General features: G+C 73.4%; 17 protein-coding genes. 6 read left to right on the forward strand and 11 right to left on the reverse strand.

What is annotated here, in order from left to right; all coding sequences use genetic code 11:
* Positions 1–28: 28 nt before the first annotated feature.
* From CRYAR_RS19510 to CRYAR_RS19530, 5 genes are read right to left on the reverse strand one after another with little or no spacing between them, the layout of a single operon-like run.
* Positions 29–493 (reverse strand): heme-degrading domain-containing protein, encoded by a 465-nt coding sequence (locus tag CRYAR_RS19510; RefSeq protein ID WP_035852732.1) that lies wholly within the window; start codon positions 491–493, stop codon positions 29–31.
* Positions 490–1,506, reverse strand: a complete 1,017-nt coding sequence (locus CRYAR_RS19515) for a Gfo/Idh/MocA family protein (RefSeq protein WP_035852733.1) — start codon at positions 1,504–1,506, stop codon at positions 490–492. Before CRYAR_RS19515 ends, CRYAR_RS19510 begins: the two co-directional genes overlap by 4 nt.
* Positions 1,503–2,276 carry an ATP-binding cassette domain-containing protein gene (locus tag CRYAR_RS19520; protein ID WP_051570663.1) on the reverse strand — a complete coding sequence of 258 codons (774 nt, stop codon included), beginning with the start codon at positions 2,274–2,276 and terminating at the stop codon, positions 1,503–1,505. The genes CRYAR_RS19515 and CRYAR_RS19520 overlap by 4 nt, the downstream gene beginning before the upstream one ends.
* On the reverse strand, positions 2,273–3,295 hold the full coding sequence (locus tag CRYAR_RS19525) for an ABC transporter permease (RefSeq protein WP_425389396.1): 1,023 nt from the start codon (positions 3,293–3,295) through the stop codon (positions 2,273–2,275). The genes CRYAR_RS19520 and CRYAR_RS19525 overlap by 4 nt, the downstream gene beginning before the upstream one ends.
* On the reverse strand, positions 3,286–4,335 hold the full coding sequence (locus CRYAR_RS19530) for a substrate-binding domain-containing protein (RefSeq protein WP_035852740.1): 1,050 nt from the start codon (positions 4,333–4,335) through the stop codon (positions 3,286–3,288). The genes CRYAR_RS19525 and CRYAR_RS19530 overlap by 10 nt, the downstream gene beginning before the upstream one ends.
* A gap of 126 nt (positions 4,336–4,461) precedes the next feature.
* On the opposite strand from CRYAR_RS19530, the gene CRYAR_RS19535 reads away from it, so the two are divergent.
* Complete coding sequence (locus CRYAR_RS19535; RefSeq protein WP_035852741.1) at positions 4,462–5,469, forward strand: LacI family DNA-binding transcriptional regulator; 1,008 nt, start codon at positions 4,462–4,464, stop codon at positions 5,467–5,469.
* Here the strand turns inward: CRYAR_RS19535 and CRYAR_RS19540 are convergent.
* A complete protein-coding gene (locus tag CRYAR_RS19540; protein ID WP_035852744.1) occupies positions 5,454–6,221 on the reverse strand; it encodes an SDR family NAD(P)-dependent oxidoreductase in 768 nt (255 codons plus the stop codon). The two genes, CRYAR_RS19535 and CRYAR_RS19540, sit on opposite strands and share 16 nt — an antisense overlap.
* Positions 6,222–6,294: 73 nt before the next feature.
* On the opposite strand from CRYAR_RS19540, the gene CRYAR_RS19545 reads away from it, so the two are divergent.
* Complete coding sequence (locus CRYAR_RS19545) at positions 6,295–7,080, forward strand: alpha/beta fold hydrolase (RefSeq protein WP_051570664.1); 786 nt, start codon at positions 6,295–6,297, stop codon at positions 7,078–7,080.
* Here the strand turns inward: CRYAR_RS19545 and CRYAR_RS19550 are convergent.
* The 4 genes from CRYAR_RS19550 to CRYAR_RS19565 form a co-directional block, all read right to left on the reverse strand.
* Complete coding sequence (locus tag CRYAR_RS19550) at positions 7,038–9,221, reverse strand: P-loop NTPase family protein (RefSeq protein WP_035852745.1); 2,184 nt, start codon at positions 9,219–9,221, stop codon at positions 7,038–7,040. The genes CRYAR_RS19545 and CRYAR_RS19550 overlap by 43 nt on opposite strands.
* Positions 9,218–9,898, reverse strand: coding sequence for an SDR family NAD(P)-dependent oxidoreductase (locus tag CRYAR_RS19555; protein ID WP_035852747.1), 681 nt, complete (start codon positions 9,896–9,898; stop codon positions 9,218–9,220). The genes CRYAR_RS19550 and CRYAR_RS19555 overlap by 4 nt, the downstream gene beginning before the upstream one ends.
* Positions 9,888–10,514 carry a phosphatase PAP2 family protein gene (locus tag CRYAR_RS19560; RefSeq protein WP_051570666.1) on the reverse strand — a complete coding sequence of 209 codons (627 nt, stop codon included), beginning with the start codon at positions 10,512–10,514 and terminating at the stop codon, positions 9,888–9,890. The genes CRYAR_RS19555 and CRYAR_RS19560 overlap by 11 nt, the downstream gene beginning before the upstream one ends.
* Before the next feature lie 267 nt (positions 10,515–10,781).
* Positions 10,782–10,964 carry a hypothetical protein gene (locus CRYAR_RS19565; protein ID WP_035852748.1) on the reverse strand — a complete coding sequence of 61 codons (183 nt, stop codon included), beginning with the start codon at positions 10,962–10,964 and terminating at the stop codon, positions 10,782–10,784.
* A 15-nt stretch (positions 10,965–10,979) separates the two neighbouring features.
* Here CRYAR_RS19565 and CRYAR_RS19570 point away from each other — a divergent pair, with 15 nt between their 5' ends.
* From CRYAR_RS19570 to CRYAR_RS19585, 4 genes are all read left to right on the forward strand, one after another.
* Positions 10,980–11,534: a thioredoxin domain-containing protein gene (locus CRYAR_RS19570; RefSeq protein ID WP_063725733.1), complete on the forward strand. Its 555-nt coding sequence runs from the start codon at positions 10,980–10,982 to the stop codon at positions 11,532–11,534.
* Between the two features lies 1 nt (position 11,535).
* Positions 11,536–13,401, forward strand: coding sequence for an ABC transporter ATP-binding protein (locus CRYAR_RS19575; RefSeq protein WP_035852750.1), 1,866 nt, complete (start codon positions 11,536–11,538; stop codon positions 13,399–13,401).
* The gene (locus tag CRYAR_RS19580) at positions 13,398–13,838 is read left to right on the forward strand and encodes a S26 family signal peptidase (protein WP_035852751.1); all 441 of its coding nucleotides are present in this window, start codon (positions 13,398–13,400) and stop codon (positions 13,836–13,838) included. The genes CRYAR_RS19575 and CRYAR_RS19580 overlap by 4 nt, the downstream gene beginning before the upstream one ends.
* Positions 13,839–13,899: 61 nt before the next feature.
* Positions 13,900–15,666 (forward strand): flavin-containing monooxygenase, encoded by a 1,767-nt coding sequence (locus CRYAR_RS19585; protein ID WP_035852752.1) that lies wholly within the window; start codon positions 13,900–13,902, stop codon positions 15,664–15,666.
* Here the strand turns inward: CRYAR_RS19585 and CRYAR_RS19590 are convergent.
* Positions 15,659–19,027, reverse strand: a complete 3,369-nt coding sequence (locus tag CRYAR_RS19590) for an indolepyruvate ferredoxin oxidoreductase family protein (RefSeq protein ID WP_051572115.1) — start codon at positions 19,025–19,027, stop codon at positions 15,659–15,661. The two genes, CRYAR_RS19585 and CRYAR_RS19590, sit on opposite strands and share 8 nt — an antisense overlap.
* Between the last annotated feature and the right edge of the window lie 150 nt (positions 19,028–19,177).

A 19,177-nucleotide genomic window follows, 5' to 3' on the forward strand; every position in this document is an offset into this window, starting at 1 on the left:
CACGGTACCTTCGAAAACCGAGTGCACCTTAGGTATTGAGGAACCGCTCCAGCTGGGTGACGACGAACCGGTGGTCCTCGACCTGGGGCAGCCCGGAGACCCCGACCGAGCCGATCGCGCCGCTCCCGGCCACGATCAGCGGGAATGCGCCGCCGTGGGCGGCGTACTCCCCGGTGTCGAGCCGTGAGTCGACGTCGAAGTCGCCGCCCTCGGCCCGGAACCGGCAGCCCACGTAGTACGACGAGTGGCCGTACCGCTCGACGACCGCGGCCTTGCGACGCAGCCAGCCGTCGTTGTCGGCCGACGCCCCGGGCAGCGCGGTGTGGAACAGCAACGCCGCGCCGCGCCGGATCGCGATCGCCACCGGCAGCCGCTCGGCCAGCGCGGCGGCGCGCAGGGCACCGCCGAGCTCCCAGGCGGTCTGCTCGTCGAAGCGGGGGAAGACCAGCCGGTCCTCCTGCGCCAGCAAGGTCTCGAGCGCCTCGTCGCTCATCGGGGCTTCACCTCCACGATCGCGCCGGTGCCGGCACTGGTGCGGGCCGCGTCGAGCACGACCGCGGTCGCGATCGCGTCGGCCGGGTGGACCGGTGGGGAACCCTCGCCCCGCACGGCCGCGGCGAAGCGGGGATAGAAGGTGTCCCAGCGTCCGCGTTCGGTCGGATGACGGCGCGCGGAGCCGCCTGCGTACACGGTGCCGTAGTTCTCCTCCGGTTCGGTTCCCCAGGTGTCGGCGCCGGCGACGAGCTGCTCCTCCTGGCTGTCGCCCGCCGCGACGACGTAGGTGCCCTCGGTGCCGGTCACCCGCCACCGGGGACCGGGCGCGGACTGGCTCCAGCTGCCCCACAGGTGCGAGCGGGCACCGGACTCGTGGGTGAGGGCGAGGAACACGTCGTCGTCCAGCCCCGATTCGCGCTCGCGCCACTCCGCGTAGACCGCGCGGACCGGCCCGAGCAGGAACAACGCCTGGTCGACGAGGTGGCTGCCGAAGTCCAGCAGCGTGCCGCCGCCGGAGCGCCCCGGCCCGTCCTGCGGGGCGTAGCGCTCGAACCGGGACTCCAGCCGCGTCACGGTGCCGAGCACACCCTCGTCGACCAGGGCCCGCACGGTGCGGAAGTCCGAGTCCTCCCGGCGGTTCTGGTACGGGCTGAGCACCAGCCCGAGCCGCGCGGCCAGCTCCACCGAGGCACGCGCGGCCGACGCGTCGAGCGCGAACGGTTTGTCGCAGACCACCGCCATCCCCAGCCCGAGCGCCTCCTCGGTCAGCGCGCTGTGGGTGTCGGCCGGGGTGGAGATCGCGACCGCCTCGACGCCGAGCCCGGCCAGCTCGGCCAGGCTCGCCACCGTCGCCGCGCCGGGCACCTCCCGCTCGACCAGGGCCCGGCGCTCGGGCGCGGACGTGAGTACCGCGACCAGCTCGCACTCCGGCGCGGCCCGGAGCAGCGGCGCGTGGAAGTACCGCCCTCCGAACCCGTACCCGACCAGGCCGAACCGCACAGGTGTCGTCATTCGCCTGATTCAACCAGGGTGGTCGCGCCGGTCATGATCGCGACCGCCTCCGACATCGAGTGCGAGTCGGGGGTGATCACGCCCGCGCACCGGCCCAGGCGCTGGATGTGGATGCGGTCGGCGACCTCGAACACGTGCGGCATGTTGTGGCTGATCAGGATCGTCGGCAGCCCGCGCGAGCGGACCTCCCGGATCATCCGGAGCACCTGGTTGGACTCCTTGACCCCGAGGGCGGCCGTGGGCTCGTCGAGCACGATGACCTTGCTGCCGAACGCGGCGGCCCGCGCCACCGAGACGGCCTGGCGCTGGCCGCCGGAGAGCGTCTCGACCGGCTGCGCCATGTTCTGCAGCGTGCCGATCCCGAGGTCGGTGAGGGCCTTGGCGGCGTCGTCACGCATCCCCGGCTTGTCCACCATCCGCAGCACGCTCCCGAGGAACCCCGGGCGGCGGCGTTCGCGGCCGAGGAACAGGTTGCTGGCGATGTCGAGCGCCGGCGCGACCGCGAGTGTCTGGTACACGGTCTCGATCCCGGCCTCGCGGGCGTCCTGCGGGCGGCGGAACTGCACCGGCTGCCCGTCGACGTGGATCTCGCCCGCGTCCGGCACCAGTGCCCCGGTCAGGCACTTGATCAGCGTCGACTTCCCGGCGCCGTTGTCCCCGATGATCGCCAGCACCTCACCGGGGTACAGGTCGAGATCGACGCCGTCCAGCCCGACGACGCGCCCGAACGTCTTCACCAGCCCTCGCGCGGAGAGCACCGGATCAGTCATGCCTTCACCCTCCGGATCCACTGGTCGACACCGACCGCGACGATCACCAGGAGGCCGACGGCCAGCACGCGGTACTGGTCGTCGACGCCGGCCAGCGACAGGCCGCTGCGGAACGCGCCGACGATGAGCGCGCCGAGCAGCGTGCCCAGCAGCGCCCCCCGGCCGCCGAAGAGGCTGGTACCGCCGATGACCACGGCCGTGATGCTCTCCAGGTTGGCGTCGGTGATGGCGTTGGGGCTGGCCGCCCCGGCCCGGCCGATCAGGATCCAGGCGGTGAGGCCGTAGATCGCTCCGGCGACCGCGTAGACGCTGAGCAGGACGCGGTCGACGCGGATGCCGGCCAGGCGGGCGGCCTCCTTGTCGTCGCCGACCGCGTAGACGTGCCGGCCCCACGCGGTGTTGGCCAGCGCGAAGCCGACCCCCAGGTAGAGCAGGACGACGATCACCACGCCCCAGGTGATGCGCCACCGGCCGACGCCGAACGACTCGCCGGTCCAGTTCAGCAGCGCCGGGAGTGCGTCGGCCTGGACGCTCTGCCCGCTGGTGTAGAGCAGGCCGATCGCGGTGAAGACGCTCAGCGTGCCGAGCGTGACGATGAACGGCGGGAGCGAGATCCGGGTGACCAGCGCGCCGTTGATCAGCCCGGCGACGACGCCGAGCGCGAGCGCGACGAGCACCGCCAGGACGCCGGGGATCCCGCCGTCCTCGGCGAGCTTTGCCGCGACCATCATCGCCAGGATCGTGACCGCGCCGACCGACAGGTCGATTCCCGCGGTGAGGATGATCAGCGTCTGGCCCACCGCCAGCGCACCGATGACCGCGACCTGCTGCAGCAGCAGGGAGAGCGACGCGGGCTGGGCGAAGCGGGGGTTGAGCGCCGAGAACACGGCGAATGCGATGACCAGGACGATCAGCGGGCTGAGCGAGGGGTGGCCGTGCAGCACGTGCTGCACCCGTTGCAGCGGGGACTGCCGGCGCCGCGCGAACTCCTCGGCGGCCGTCGTGGTGGCTATCCCCAGCACAGCTCGGCGCCCTTGGTGGTGTCGATGCTCTCGACGCCGTCGGCCGGCTTGTCGGTGACCAGCGCGACGCCGGTGTCGAAGAAGTCCTTGCCGCCGGTGACCGACGGCTTCTTCCCGTCGGTCGCGATGTCCTTGATCGCCTTCACGCCGAGCTCGGCCATCTTGACCGGGTACTGCTGGGAGGTCGCGTTGATGATGCCGTCCTTGACCTGCTTCACGCCGTCGCAGCCGCCGTCGACCGAGACGACGAGCGCGTTCGTGATGCCCGCGGCCTTCAGGGCCTTCTGCGCACCGACCGCGGCCGGTTCGTTGAGCGTGTAGACGACGTTGATGCCCGGGTTCTTGGTCAGGCAGCGTTCCATCGCGGTCCGGCCGCCGTCCTCGGCGCCCTGCGTGGGCTCGTTGCACACGATCTGGTAAGTGCCGCCGGAGTACCGGCCGGTCTTCGCCTCGTCGCCGTTCTTCATCTTGTCGCCGGTGGGGATGCCCATGCCGGTGAGGAAGCCCTGGTCGCGGTTGTAGTCGACCGAGACGATCTTGTCGTTGAACAGGTCGAGCAGCGCGATCGTCGCCGGTTTCCCGGCGAGCTGCACCGCGGTCCACTTGCCGATCAGCTCACCGGCGCGGAAGTTGTCGGTGGCGAACGTGATGTCGACCGTGTCGGCGGGGTCCGGGGGAGTGTCCAGCGCGATGACGTAGAGGCCGGCGTCGCGCGCCTTCTTGATCGCGGAGTTGACGCCGGGTCCGTTCGGGGTGATCAGGATGCCCTTGTCGCCACGGGCGATCGCGTCCTCGATGGCCTGCACCTGGGTCTGCTCGTCGCCGTCTTCCTTGCCGGCGGCCAGGGTGAGCTTGACTCCGTTGTCGGCCGCGGCCTTCTTCGCGCCGTCCTGCATCGTCACGAAGAACGGGTTCGTGGAGTTCTTGGTGATCAGTGAGACCGAGACCGAGTCGCTGCTGCCGCTGTCACCGCATCCGGCGGCGGCCAGGGCCAGCGCGACCGCGGTGAGAACGCCTAAGACTCTGCGCTTGTTCATCGCCTGCTCCTTTGCTGACAACGTTGTCGGGGAGTGTTGACCCTCTGAACCGATGGAGTCAATAGCGGGCCGGAGATGATGCAGACTCGTTGACAACGTTGTCGAAGTTGGGACAGGATCCAGCCCATGAGCCGGGCGACGCTGCGTGACGTGGCGCTGTTGGCCGGCGTCAGCCCGAAGACCGTCTCCCGGGTGGTCAACCGCGAACCGGGGGTCACCGAGGCGAAGGTCACCGCGGTCACCGCGGCCATCGAGAAGCTGGGCTACCGCCCGAACTTCACCGCGAGCAGCCTCCGGCGCGCCGGCGGCCGTACGGCGACGATCGGCGTCGTGCTCGAGAACGTGGCCAACCCGTTCTCGTCGAGCCTGCACCGGGCCATGGAGGACGTCGCCCGCGAGCACGGCGTCTCGATCCTGGCCGGCAGCGTCGACGAGGACCCGGCCCGCGAGCGCGACCTGATCAACATCTTCGCCGGTCGGCAGGTGGACGGGTTGGTGGTCGCCCCGGCGAGCGGCAACCAGGGGTACCTGACGACCGAGCTCCTCGCCGGCACCCCGGTGGTGTTCGTCGACCGGCCGCCGGTGGGGATCCAGGCCGACACCGTGGTGATCGACAACCGCGCGGGCGCCCGGCGGGCCGTCGAGCACCTGATCGCGCACGGCCACCACACGATCGGCTACCTGGGTGACCTGCGCTCGATCGCGACCGCCCGCGACCGTCTGCAGGGCTACCGGGACGCGCTGGCCGACCAGGGCATCCGGCCCGGACCGGTGGTGGAGGACGTCCACACCGAGCGCGAGGCCGAGCAGGCCGTCCACCGCATGCTCGCCGGCAGCCGGCCGCCGACCGCGCTGTTCACCGCCCAGAACCTGGTGACGATCGGCGCGATCCGCGCGCTGCGCGCACTACGTCGCCAGCACGCGGTGGCGCTCGTCGGCTTCGACGACTTCCCGCTCGCCGATCTCCTGGAACCCGGCGTGACCGTCGTCGCGCAGGACCCGACGGCGATGGGGCGGCTCGCGGCGTCGCTGGTGTTCCGGCGGCTGGCCGGCGAATCCGGGGAGCCCGCGGTGCACGAGATCCCGACCCGGCTCATCCCCCGGGGGTCGGGGGAGATTCAGAACGTCGTGTAACCGCCGTCGACGACGAGCACCGAGCCGGTCATGAACGACGACGCCGGGCTGGCCAGGAACACCACGGCCGGCGCGATCTCGTGCGGTTCCGCGGCCCGCCGCATCGGGGCGTCGCCGATCCAGTGGGCGGCGAACTCGGGGCGGTCGATCGGGGTCATGTCGGTGCGCACGTAGCCGGGCGCGACGGCGTTGACCCGCACCCCGTGCGGGGCCCACTCGGCGGCGAGCGACTTCGTCAGGTGGTGCACCCCGGCCTTGGACGCGTTGTAGGCCGGCTGCCACTGGGGCCGGTTGACGATCTCGCCGGACATCGAGCCGACGTTGACGATCACCCCGCCGCCGGCGCGCACCATGCCCGCGCCGAACGCCTGGCAGCCGTACCAGACCCCGGTGAGGTTCACCGAGATCACCTCGTGCCAGTCGGCCTCGGTGACCTCCAGCGCGGGCCGGTGGATGCAGGTGCCGGCGTTGTTGACGAGCACGTCGACCGGCCCGAACGCCGCGGTGATCTCCTCGGCCGCGGCGAACACGGCCGCGCGGTCGGCCATGTCGGCGGTGAACGCGGCCGCGCGGACGTTGCTGGCCGCCAGCTCGGCCACCACGCGGGCGCTGGCCTCCGCGTCACGTGCCAGGATCGCCACCGACGCCCCGGCCTCACCGAGCGCGTGCGCGAACGCCCGGCCCAGGCCACGATTGCCGCCGGTGACGACGGCGACCTTCCCGGGTAGCGCGAACGTGTCCAGAACCGTCATGGCACCGATCCTCGCAGAGCCACCCACACGAGCACTGAACAATCCGTACACCCCGGAGTTACGCCGTCCGGGTATGCCTCTGTTCGACCAGATCAGCGCGACGCTCACCGGCGTCGCCGACGACCGGCCGCCCGTGGTGCTCGTGCACGGGCTCACCTACGACCGGCGGCAGTGGGGACCGCTCACCCGCGAGCTGGACGCCCTGGACCCGGGCCGCCGGACGTTCGCCCTCGACCTTCCGGGCCACGGCCAGTCGCCGCCCCGCGACGCGTACGGCAGCGACGAGACCGCCGAGGTGCTGCACCGCGCGATCACCGCGGCCGGGCTGGACGCCCCGGTCGTGGTCGGGCATTCGCTCGGCGGGATCCTCGCGACCGTCTACGCCGCCCGCTACCCGACGCGGGGAGTGCTCAACCTCGACCAGCCGCTGCGGCTCGGCCGGTTCGGCGCGGTGGTACGCGACGTCGAGCCGGTGCTGCGCGGGCCGGACTGGCGGGCGGTCTGGGACCGGTTCGTCGCCGGGATGGGCACCGACGGGCTCGCCCCCGACGCGCGGGCGCTGGCCCGGGACGCCTCCGCACCCCGGGCCGACCTGCTCCTCGGCTACTGGGCCGAGATCCTGGGGTCGACGGACGAGGAGATCGACGCCCGGCGCGCGCGGGAGCTGGCCGAGATCGCCGCCCGTGGCGTCCCGTACGTGCTCGTCACGTCCACCGAGCCCGAGGTGCGGCTCCCCGGCGTGGAGCAGGTCGTGCTCCCCGGCGGCGGGCACTTCCCGCACCTCGCGCACCCGCGTGCGGTCGCCGAGCTGCTGGCTCAGAGCGTCCAGCGGGTAGGGCCGCCGGGAGCCGGCTGGTAACGCAGGAACCGGCCGGTGCGCAGCGACGCGCCCAGGTGCGCACCGGCCAGCGGGGCCTGGGCCGCGATCCGCGCGACCGTCGCGCGGAGCGCCCGGGTGGTGTTGACCCGGGCGCGCTCCGCCTCCGCCGCCGACGTGCGGGGACGCCCGCCGAGGCCGGTGGCGGCGCGCAGCTCGGCGACGAGCGCGCTCCGCTCGGCGTCGGCACCGGCCGCCGCGTCGGCGTCGCCGGCACGGTCGGCTTCGGCGAGTGCGGCGTCCAGTTCGGCCAGTCGTCGCCGGTAGGCCCGGCGCGCGTCGGCGTCGAGGATCGGCTCGGCCGCGCCGACGACCAGCCCGGCGCCGCCGGCCGCCAGGTCCAGCGCGGCGATCTCCTGCCCGGGAGCGGCCAGCAGGGCCCGGAGAAAGTCCACGCCCCGCCCGTTCCGGAGCCGGGCGGTCTCCGCTCCGGCGCGCAGTACCCAGTCCTCGCCGTCGCGCACCAGCGTCCACCCGGGGTCGGCGGGGGCCGATCCCAGCCTGCCGGTGATCGCGGCGGCGCGCTCGGCGTCGCCGGGTGCGTTCCGTCCGGCCAGCGTGGCGGCGAGCCAGGGCAGCGCGCCGAGCCGCTCCTCGAGGGCGATCGCCCGGTCGAAGTGCCCCGCGGCCTCGGTGGTGCGGCCGAGGCGGGTGGCCAAGCGGCCGAGCACGTCGTCGACCGGGCCGGTGACCGTGTTGGCACCGCCCCAGACGACCAGCCGCCCGGAGAACGGTCCCAGCGTCTCGTACAGCGCCTCGACCGCGGGACGCTCACCCACGCGCGCGGCGACGACGCCCAGGTCGGCCACCGCGCCCAACCAGCGCGGCCCGCCGCCGGCCAGCACCGACGGCAGCGAGCGGGTCAGCTCCAGCGCCGCCTCGGCCTCGGCGCCGCTCTCGACCAGCACCCGGGCCGCGGTCGCCTCGAAGTACTGGCCGGGGATGCGCCGGGCCAGCGCCCGCAGCCCGGTGACGTCCGGGTCCGCCGTACCCCGCACCAGCGCCAGGTTCCCGGCCAGCGTGGCGACCAGCCGATCGGTGTCGGGCAGCCCCGCCGCCCGCCCCCGCTCCGCGACCAGCGCGGTGAGCTCCTCGGCGAGGTCGAAGCGCCCGCGGACGAGCGCCAGCACGGCCTGCCGGGAGAGCACGACGACCGCTGCTTCGGCGTCGCCGGAGAGCTCCGCGGCCCGGCCGTAGGCCACCAGCGCCGCCTCGGCCGCGTCCAGGTCGGCCAGCTCCACCAGCGCGGTGAAGCGCCAGAACAGGCCCCGCAGCTCGGTCGGCAGGTCACCGGCCCGGCAGGCCTGCGCGACGATTTCCGCCGCGACCTCCAGACGTTCCCCGGCGGCGGCCGGATCCCAGAGCGCGTGCAGCCGGTCGTCGAGCACCGCCGCGATCGTGCCGGGATCGTCGCTCGCGCGGGCCAGCACCAGGGCCCGATCGGCCAGGTCGCGGCGGTGCGCGGCGGCCGAGGCGTCGCCGAGCAGCGCACGCGCCAGGCGGGCCACGGCCCGGGCCCGCAGCGCGGTGGGGAGCGGGCGCTCGGCGGCGTCGCGCAGCAGCCGGACCAGCCCGGCGTCGAGCTCCAGGAACCCGGCCCGCGACGGGGTGGCCAGCGCGGCCCGCACCACCGCGTCCAGGTCGGTGCCGTCGAGCCCGGCCGCGAAGTCCAGCGCCGGGCCGGGAAGCCCGCCGGAGACCAGCCAGACGGCGTGCGCGGCGTCGGGGGAGAGGCCGGGCAGGAGCGGAGCCAGGTCGGGTTCCGACAGACCGCCCAGGTGTACCTCGGGCGGGAGACCGAGCGGAGCGGCGGCGGTGATCAGCACGGCGGCGCCGTCGGCGGAGAGCCGCGCGACCAGGTCGGGGAGCGGGTCGGCGCCGTCCAGCACGACCAGGCGGGGCGACCCGGGACGGTCGGTCGGCGTCCGGGTGACGGGCAGCCCGCGGGCTGCGGCAAGCGCCGCGGCGGCGTCGGCGAGCGCCGTCTTGCCCGCACCGGCCGGCCCGGTGACGACGAGATGCCCGCCGACGCCGGCCGTCGCGCCGTCGAGCAGCCGGGCGACCGCGCCGAGCTCGCGCCGCCGCCCGGCGAGCGGCGGGCGGGCGATCGGGGGCCCGGTCACATCGAGGTGACGCCGCGGACCCGGTGGCCGACCGCGATCGACTCGCCGGAGATCGCGCCCGCGCGCGGTGACACCAGGAACGCGACCAGGTCCGCGATCTCCGTGGGGCTCGACTCGCCGGGCCGGCCCGCCTCGACCGCGGTGGCCGGGGCCGCCGCCACGATCCCCGGGCTGACCGTGTTGATCGTGACGCCCGTACCCGCGACGCCGTCGGCGAGGTTCTTGGCCGCGACGATCAGCGCCGCGTTGCGCACCGACCCGGTGACCGAGCCGGTGAGGAACGCGTTCTGGCCGCTCACGCCGACGATCCGCCCGTACCCGGCGCCGGTCATCACCGGCAGCACCGCGTTCACCAGACGCAGGAACGACAGCGCTTTCGCGTCGATCGCGTCCAGCACCTGCTCGGGGTCGGCGTGGCGCGCCGGGTCGAGCGTCCGCGCGCTCGGTGCGGCCGCGACGACGAGCGCGTCGAGCCGGCCGTGCGTGTCGAGCACGGTGGCCAGGCCCGCGGCCACCGAACCGGGGTCGCGGGCGTCGAGCGGAATGCCGTCGTCGACGGTGCGCGCGGCGGCGATCGCGGTCGCGCCTTCGTTCCGGAGCCGCTCGACGATCGCCCGGCCGATGAAGCCGGTGCCGCCGACCACCAGCGCGATCCGTCCGTTCAGTTCAAGGTCCACGGGTGGAGAACTTACCCAGCCGCAGCAGCAGGAGGACCTGGAGCAGGCCCAGCAGGTAACCGCCGACGCTGTCGGTGAGCCAGTGCCAGGCCAGACCGGTGGTGCCGACGAAGACGAGGACGCCCGGCACCCAGCGCAGGAGCTGCCGGGCGAGCGGAGGCAGCACGCCCGAGAGCAGGACCGCCAGCACCGCGTAGTACACCAGCCCGTTGCTGACGTGCCCCGACGGGTACTCCACGGCGGGATCACCGCTGAACATCTCGATCGACCCGTGGTGCGGCGCGCCGCGCGACGTCCACCGCTTGAGCACCTCGACGACGACGCTGTTCACGCCCGCGGCCACGACGGCCAGCACGAGGGGACCGACCGCGCGCCGGCGGACCGCCAGCACGCCCGCCACGACCAGCACCAGCGGCAACACCAGCGCCCGCTGCCCGAGCAGATCGAACCCGACGAGGACCGTGTGCAGCCACTGCGGCCGGTGCGCGTCGCACCAGTCCCGCACCGCGCGGTCGAGGTCGAGCAGCGGAGGCCACCAGACGAGCGCCGCGGTGAGCGCGACGAAAGCGGCCGCCAACGACGCCTCGGCCCACCAGTTCCGCAGCACCCGGATCACCGGCCGACGCTACCTCGCCCGCCGATCGAATTTCGTCATGCTCCCGTAATACTGTCCACAGTGGCGTACCGTGCGCTTGTACGGTTTTAGTCGGTTACGGGGCCCGACGTCGTACCGGTTCGTGCTGTTTTCGCCTCGTGATTCGCCACCGTTACCCCATCGAAGGGACTGTGCGATGACCAGGGCATTCGAGAAAATGGCCGACCGGTTCGTCTCCGCGTTCGTACCGAAGACGACAGCCGGCGCGTGCGAGTGCAACGACTGCTACTACACCGGTTGCACGAACGGGTACTGCAAACGCTGCTGCACCAACTGCCACTGCACCTCCACGACGTGCTCGTCCTGCACGTACCGGCCGGAGTACTGCTGACCCGACCGCATCGCGACACCGATCGCCGTCGTGGCGGGCGCACCGCCCGCCACGACGGCGGCGGTGCCGACTCGACTCACAGACGGGGAGCATTCATGGCTGTCTTGGTGGCCGCGGTCGTCGTGGTCGGAGCGGTGGCTCTGGCCAACCTGGTGTTCACGTTCGGCGTCGTGCGCCGCCTGCGTGAACACACCGAACTTCTCAACCGTCTCGGGGAGGGTGGCCTCAGCGGCCGGAACCTCCTCGGCCCGGGCCGGCAGGCCGGTCCGTACACCGCGACGGCGGTGGACGGCACCCGGGTGTCCGGCGACGGCCCGGACTCGCCGACGCTCGTCGGCTTCTTCTCGCTCGGCTGTGAGCCGTGCACCGTCAAACGCCCGCTGTTCGCCGACGCCGCCCGCGAGCACCCCGGCGGCCGGGACCGGGTACTCGCCGTCGTGGTCGGCGACGACGGGGACGGCGACGTGTCCGCCTACCTGGACGAGCTGACGCCGGTGAGCCGGGTGGTCCGCGAGCTGCCGACCGGCGAGCTGCCCACCGCGTTCCGGGTCGACGCCTACCCGGCGTTCGCGCTCGTCGACGCGGACGGGACCGTGCTGGCCAGCGGGTCGGCGGTGCCGGACGCAACCGCGATCGGAACCCAGGTCTGACGTGCCGGCCGACGGCGCCGGAGCGCGGCGCACGCTCGGCAACGCCGGCCGCGCGATCCGGCTCGGAATGCGTGCCTCCCGTCCGTGGCTGATCGGCGACGTCGCGGCGATGCTCGTCGCCGCGGTCGTGCCGGTCGCCACGGTCTGGTTGCTCAAGACCGTGCTCGACGCGGTGGCGGGCGGTCGTGGTCTCGCGGCGGCGACGCCCGCCGTGGCCGGGCTCGTCCTGACCGGGCTGGCGGCGGCCGCCCTGCCCGCGCTGTCGGACTACTCGCACCAGGAGATCGGGCGCCGGGTCGGGCGCCGGGCACAGTCGGAGATCTACACGGCGATGGCCCGGCTGCAGGGCCTGGGGCGGCTGGAGGACCCGGTCTTCCACGACCGCCTGCGGATGGCCCAGGCCGCGGGGCGGTCGAGCCCGGGCCAGGTCATCAACGGGGTGCTCGGTACCGGTCAGCTGGCGATCACGTGCGGCGGGCTGGTCGTCGTGCTCGCGACGATCAGCCCTCCGCTGGCCGCGGTGAACCTGCTGGGGCTGGTTCCGGCTCTGCTGGCCGAGATCCGGCTCAGCCGGGTGCGTGCGGACATGGTGTGGCGGATCAGCCCGCACGAGCGGCGCGAGTACTTCTACGCCGAGCTGCAGAGCAGCCTGCCCGCGGCCAAGGAGATGCGGCTGCTCGGCCTCTCCGAGCTGTTCCGGCAGCGCATGCTCGACCAGCTCGCGGTCTCCGACGAGCACCGCAGGCGCGTCGACGGCCGGCAGGTGCGGGCTCAGCTCGGGCTCAGCGTGCTGTCGGCGGGCGTGCTGGCCGGGGGACTGGTGTGGGCGGTCGGGGCGGCGACCGGCGGGCGCCTCTCGGTCGGGGACGTGGCGGCGCTCGTCGCCGGGATCGCGGCGTTGCAGGGGACGCTCGCGTCACTCGTGGGCCGGGTGTCCTCGATGCACCACGCGCTGCTGATGTTCGACCACTTCCGCGCCGTGCTGGAGGCCGAGCCGGACCTTCCGGCGGCCGCCGACCCGAGGCCGGTCCCGGCGCTGCGTCGCGGCATCGAGCTGCGCGACGTATGGTTCCGCTACGCCCCGGACCAGGACTGGGTGCTGCGCGGGGTGAACCTGCACATCCCGCACGGCACGTCGGTGGGGCTGGTCGGGGTGAACGGCGCCGGCAAGAGCACGGTCGTGAAACTGCTGTGCCGGTTCTACGACCCCGACCGCGGCGCGGTGCTGTGGGACGGCATCGACCTCCGTGAGCTGGACGTCGCCGCCCTGCGCGCGCGGATCGGCGCGCTGTTCCAGGACTACATGAGCTATGACCTGTCCGCCGCCGAGAACGTCGGCCTCGGCGACGTCGCGGCGCTGGACGACGAGGAGCGGATCCGGGCCGCCGCCCGCCGGGCCGGCATCGACGCGGCGCTGGACGGGCTGCCGCACGGGTACCGGACGATGCTGTCGCGGACGTTCTCCGCCGATCCGGACGACCGGGAGGACACGGACGACCGGGAGGAGGCGGGGGCCACCACCGGGGCGCTCCTCTCCGGAGGCCAGTGGCAGCGCCTCGCGCTGGCCCGCACCTTCCTGCGCGACCGCCGGGACCTGCTCGTGCTCGACGAACCCAGCTCCGGGTTGGACGCCGGGGCGGAGTACGCCGTCCACCACGGCCTGCGCGAGCACCGCGCCGGTGCGACCAGCCTGCTGATCTCGCACCGGCTGGGCGCGATCCGGGACGCCGACTGCATCGTCGTCCTCTCCGGTGGGGTCGTCGCCGAACGCGGCACCCACCGGCAGCTGCTGGCGACCGGGGGTACGTACGCCGACCTGTTCCGGATGCAGGCCGACGGCTATCGCGACGAGGAGCTGCCCGCGTGAGGGCGGTGCTCACCGGCGTGGCTGTCGCCGGGGCGGCGGCCGGTGCGGGGTGGTGGGTGCTGCGTCGCGGGTTCGTGGTCGTGGCCGTGTCCGGCGAGAGCATGCTGCCGACGTTCCGGCCGGGCGACCGCGTGCTGGTCCGGCGCCGTCCGCTGCACCGGGTCCGGCGGGGACAGGTGGTCGTCCTCGCGCCACCGGCCGAGCTGCGCGCGCTGCCGGGGAACCCGCCGTGGCTGATCAAGCGCGCGGTGGCGCTGCCCGGTGATCCGCTCCCGGCCGGCGTCGGCACGCCGGCCGGGCATCGCGGCGACCGGGTGCCGCCCGGCCGCTTCGTGGTGCTGGGCGACAACGCCGGGCACAGCTACGACTCCCGCCGGGCCGGGGCCTTCCCGGCCGGGAGCCTGCTCGGGGTCGTACTCCGCGTGGTGCGTCATTGACGTGTCCTCGTCGAGCGACGAACGTGGAGACGCAGCTGAGTACATGAAACAAGGGAGTCTCATGTCTCGAACGGCGTCCGACACGATCACCGACTGGCTCAACGACTTCGAGAGCGCGCTCGCCGCCCGCGACGCGGACCGCGTGGCCGGGCTGTTCGCGCCGACCAGCTTCTGGCGCGACATCGTCGCGTTCAGCTGGAACATCACCACCGTGGAGAACCGCGACGGTGTGCGTGGCCTGGTGGCCGCCACCGCCGCCACCACGGACGCGTCGAACTTCCGGGTCCGTGAGGAACCCGAGGAGGCCGACGGCGTCACCACCGCCTACTTCACGTTCGCGACCGCCGTGGGGCGCGGGTCCGGCCTGTTACGGCTCACCGGAGAAGGCGCCTTCACCCTGCTCACCACGCTCGACGAGCTCACCGGTCACGAGGAGAAGCGGCCCAAGGGCGTGGAGCACGGCGCCCGCCGGGACCGCGTCACCTGGAAGGAGCGGCGGGCGGCCGAGATCGCGGACCCCGACCCGTACGTCGTGGTCATCGGCGGCGGGCAGGGCGGGATCGCGCTCGGGGCCCGGCTGCGTCAGCTCGGCGTCAACCACGTGGTGCTGGACACCCACGAACGCCCGGGTGACCAGTGGCGCAGCCGCTACAAGTCGCTCTGCCTGCACGACCCGATCTGGTACGACCACCTGCCCTACCTGCCGTTCCCGGACAACTGGCCGGTGTTCGCGCCGAAGGACAAGATCGGCGACTGGCTCGAGATGTACACCCGGGTGATGGAGGTGAACTACTGGGGTTCGTCGACGGCACGCAGCGCCACCTGGGACGACGTCGCGAAAGACTGGACGGTCACGGTGGACCGGGCCGGCGGGGAGGTCGTGCTGCGTCCGAAGCAGCTGGTCTTCGCGCTCGGCGTGTCCGGCAAGCCCAACGTGCCGGTCATTCCCGGCCAGGACGTGTTCGCCGGCGAGCAGCACCACAGCTCGCAGCATCCCGGCCCGGACGGGTACAAGGACTCGACGGTCGTCGTCATCGGGTCGAACAACTCGGCGTTCGACATCTGCGGTGCGCTCTGGGAGGTCGGGGCCGACGTCACGATGGTGCAGCGCAGCTCGACGCACATCGTCCGGTCGGACTCGCTGATGGAGATCGCGCTCGGCGACCTCTACTCCGAGCGCGCGGTGGCGGCCGGCGTCACCACCCACAAGGCCGACACGATCTTCGCGTCGCTGCCCTACCGGATCCTGCACACGTTCCAGATCCCGGCCTACCAGGCGATCGCCGAGCACGACAAGGATTTCTACGCCCGCCTGGAGAAGGCCGGCTTCCGTCACGACTGGGGGGAGGACGGGTCCGGCCTGTTCCTCAAGTACCTGCGCCGCGGCTCCGGCTACTACATCGACGTCGGCGCGGCCGACCTGGTCGCCGACGGCGAGATCACGCTCGCGCAGGGCCAGGTCGTCGAGCTGACCGAACACGCGGTGCGCCTGGACACCGGGGAAGAGCTACCGGCCGACGTGGTCGTCTACGCCACCGGCTACAGCTCGATGAACGGCCTGGCCGCGGACATCGTCGGGCAGCCGATGGCCGACCGGGTCGGCAAGGTGTGGGGGCTCGGCTCCGACACCACGAAGGACCCGGGCCCGTGGGAGGGCGAGGAACGCAACATGTGGAAGCCCACCCAGCAGGAGGGGCTCTGGTTCCACGGCGGCAACCTGCACCAGTCGCGGTACTACTCGCTCTACCTCGCGCTGCAGCTCAAGGCCCGCCAGGAGGGCATCCCGACCCCCGTGTACGCGCTTCAGGAGGTGCACCACATCAGCTGAGCGCCGCCAGCGCGGTACGCAGCTTGTCCCGGAACTCGGCGACGCGCGCGAGCTTGATGTCCTCGTAGCCGCGGACGACGTCGGCCAGGTCGGCGACCTCGACGACCTGGTCGGCGTTGCCGGCGTCCAGGTGCCGGACGGCCCGGTGCACGGCCGACCGGTACTCGGCGACGAGCTCCCGTTCGACCCGGCGCACGTGGGCGTACCCGAAGACGTCGAGCGGGGTACCGCGCAGCCGGCGCCCGGCGCGCAGGGCCAGGAACGCGGGCCGGGCGGTGCGGCGCAGCCGGATCTTGCGGTTCACGCCCAGCGCGCGGAGCACCGGCGGGTGCAGCAGCACCGACACGTCGGCGTCGGCGCCGAACTCGGCGTCGCGGCGGGCCTGCTCGACGGTGTCGAGGTGCAGCCGGGCGACCTCGTACTCGTCCTTGTACGCCATGAACCGGTGCAGGCCGCGGGCGTAGGCGAGCCCGATCCGCTCCCCGGCCGCGGCGCCGGCCCGCTCGGTGGCGGCGGCGGTGATCCGGCGGACGTCGTCGGAGTAGCGCTCGGCGTACCCGGCGTCCTGGTAACCGGTGAGGTCGGCGACCCGGAGCGCGAGCACCTCCTCGAGCGAGGTGGCCTTGGGGGCCGGCCGGGTGGTGGTGAGCGCGGCCAGCACCGCGGCGCGGTCCACGACGGCCGCGCGTCCCCACCGGAACGCGGCCAGGGTCGCCTCGACGGCCGACCCGTTGAGCCGGATCGCGTCCTCGATCGCCTCGGCCGAGATCGGGAGGCAGCCGTGCTGGTAGGCGGCCCCGAGCAGCAGCATGTTCGCCGGCATGTGGTCTGCGAACAGCGCCTCGGCCAGGCCCAGCGCGTCGACGTGCACGTTCGCCTCGGACCGGGTCACCGACGCGATGCGCTCCAGCGCGTCGGCGGGGCTGTCGGGCAGCACCACCCGGCCGGTCACCATGTCCGCGGTCGGCACGATCGCGGTGTTGAGCACGGCGATCGTGTGCCCGGCCCGCGCCGTGTCGAGGTTCGGCTGCGCCGCCGCGCCGAGCAGGTCGAACCCGATCAGTACGTCGACGGTGCCGCGCGAGGCCCGCAGCGCCCCGGTGAGCGGCGTCTTGGACAGCCGCACGTCGCTGACGACCGGCCCGCCCTTCTGCGCGAGCCCGGTCTGCTCGAGCCCGGCCGCGTGCCTGCCGTCGAGGTGCGCGGCCATCTGCAGGATCTGCGACGCGGTGACCACGCCGGTGCCCCCGATGCCCGGCATGCGCAGCAGGACGTCGTCGCCGCCGAAGCGCCGTTCGGGTTCGCTCAGCGCGACCGGGAGGTCCGGTACCGCGCGTCGCTCCGGCGTGCCCGGCTCGACCAGCAGGAACGACGGGCAGTCGCCCTTCAGGCAGCTGAAGTCGGAGTTGCAGGACGCCTGGTGGATGTGGGTCTTGCGGCCGAACTCGGTGTCGACCGGCTGCACCGAGAGGCAGGTGGACTGGTCCCCGCAGTCGCCGCAGCCCTCGCAGACCCGCTCGTTGATCACGACCCGCTCGGCCGGGGTGGGCAGCTGCCCGCGCTTGCGCAGCCGGCGTTCCTCGGCCGCGCACCGGTCGTCGTGGATGAGGACGGTGACGCCGTCGACGGCGGACAGCGCGCGCTCGACGTCGGCGAAGTCGTCGCGGTGGCGTACCGAGGCGATCGGGTCGAGCCGGACGGTCCGGTAGGAGCCCGGGTCGTCGGTGGTGACGACGACGCTGCGCACGCCCTCGGTGGCCAGCCAGCGCGTCAGCGTGGGGATGTCGAGCCGGCCCTCGGCGCGCTGCCCGCCGGTCATCGCCACCGCGTCGTTGTAGAGCAGTTTGTAGGTCATCGTGACGCCTGCGGCCACCGCGGCGCGGATCGCCAGCGACCCGGAGTGGTGGAACGTCCCGTCCCCGAGGTTCTGGACGAAGTGCCGGTCGTCGGTGAACGGGGCGAGCCCGATCCACTGTGCTCCCTCGCCGCCCATCTGGGTGAGGCCGACCTGGTTGCCGCGGCCGTCCGGGGCCAGCGCGACCATCGCGTGACAGCCGATGCCGACGCCGACGAGCGTGTCGTCGCCGGTGCGGGTCGAGGTGTTGTGCGGGCAGCCGGAGCAGAAGAACGGGGTGCGCGCCGAGATCGTCGGCAGCGCCAGACGTGGGCGGCCGGCGGTCGCGGTCTCCCGCGGCGGCAACCCGGTCCGCAGGGCGAGGGCGCGGGCGACCTCGTCGGCGCCGAGCGTCCCCCGGGCGGTGAGCAGCGGGCGACCGGCCTCGTCGAACCGGCCGACGACCACGGGTGCGTCCGCGCGCCGGTACAGCGCCTGCTTGAGGTGGCCCTCGAGGAACGGGTACTTGTCCTCGACGACGAGGACCTCGTCGAGCCCGGCGGTCAGCTCGGCGAGCATCTCGTGGTCGACCGGGAACGGCATCGCCAGCTTGATCAGGCGCAGGCCGAGCGCCTCCTGCGCGGCCTCGTCCAGGCCCAGGTCGTCGAGGGCCCGCTGCACGGCGGCGAAGCTCGTACCCGAGGCCAGGACGCCGAGCTTCGCCTCCCGGGCGCTGAACACGACACGGTTGAGCCCGGCGGCGCGGGCGTACTCGCGCGCCAGGTTGAGCCGGCGGGTCAGCATGTCGTGCTCGGCGTCGAGCGACGCCGGGCCGACCAGGGCCGGCGACGCGGCGCGGGGTGTGCCCGGCGGCACCGGCACGCCCGCGGACAGGCCGGTCACGTCGACGGTCGCCGAGGCGTCGGCCACGTCCGCGACCACCTTCAGGCCGACCCAGAGGCCCGACGCGCGGCTGAGCGCCACCGCGTGCAGCCCGTACTCGACGATCTCGGCGACGGTGCCGGGCGCCAGCAGCGGCATCGACAGGTTCTCGCACATCGGCTCGCACGAGCTCGGCACGGTCGAGGACTTGCTGCCGGGGTCGTCGCCGATCAGCGCGACCGCGCCGCCCAGCGTCGTCGTCCCGGCGACGTTGCTGTGCCGGATCGCGTCGGCGGCGCGGTCCAGGCCCGGGTTCTTGCCGTACCAGAAGCCGACGACGCCGTCGTGGCGCGCGCCCGGCACCCGGCCGAGCATCTGGGTGCCGGCGACCGCGGTGGCGGCGAGCTCCTCGTTGAGGCCGGGCCGGAACACCACGCCGGCCGGGTCGAGGAAGCGGTGGGCGCGCCCCATCTCCAGGTCCAGGGTGCCCAGCGGGGAACCCTGGTACCCGCTGACGAAGACCCTCGTGTCGAGGCCGCGGACGTCGTCGAGACGGCGCTGCTCGAGCATCAGGCGGACCAGCGCCTGCACACCGGAGATCAGCACGCGACCGTCGTCGGCGGTGTACTTGTCGTCCAAGGTCACCGTCACGGACCTCTCCTCACCGCTCGGAGCCGGATAGAACCCAGGAGACCTGCGTCACTGGTTCGAAGCAAGCACGTTGCGGGAAAGACGCTTCAGAACGCAAAATCTTGCGGCAACATCGACGTCGAGCTGCGTTCATTTGCGTTGGGG

Source organism: Cryptosporangium arvum DSM 44712 (assembly GCF_000585375.1).
Classification (GTDB): Bacteria; Actinomycetota; Actinomycetes; order Mycobacteriales; family Cryptosporangiaceae; genus Cryptosporangium; species Cryptosporangium arvum.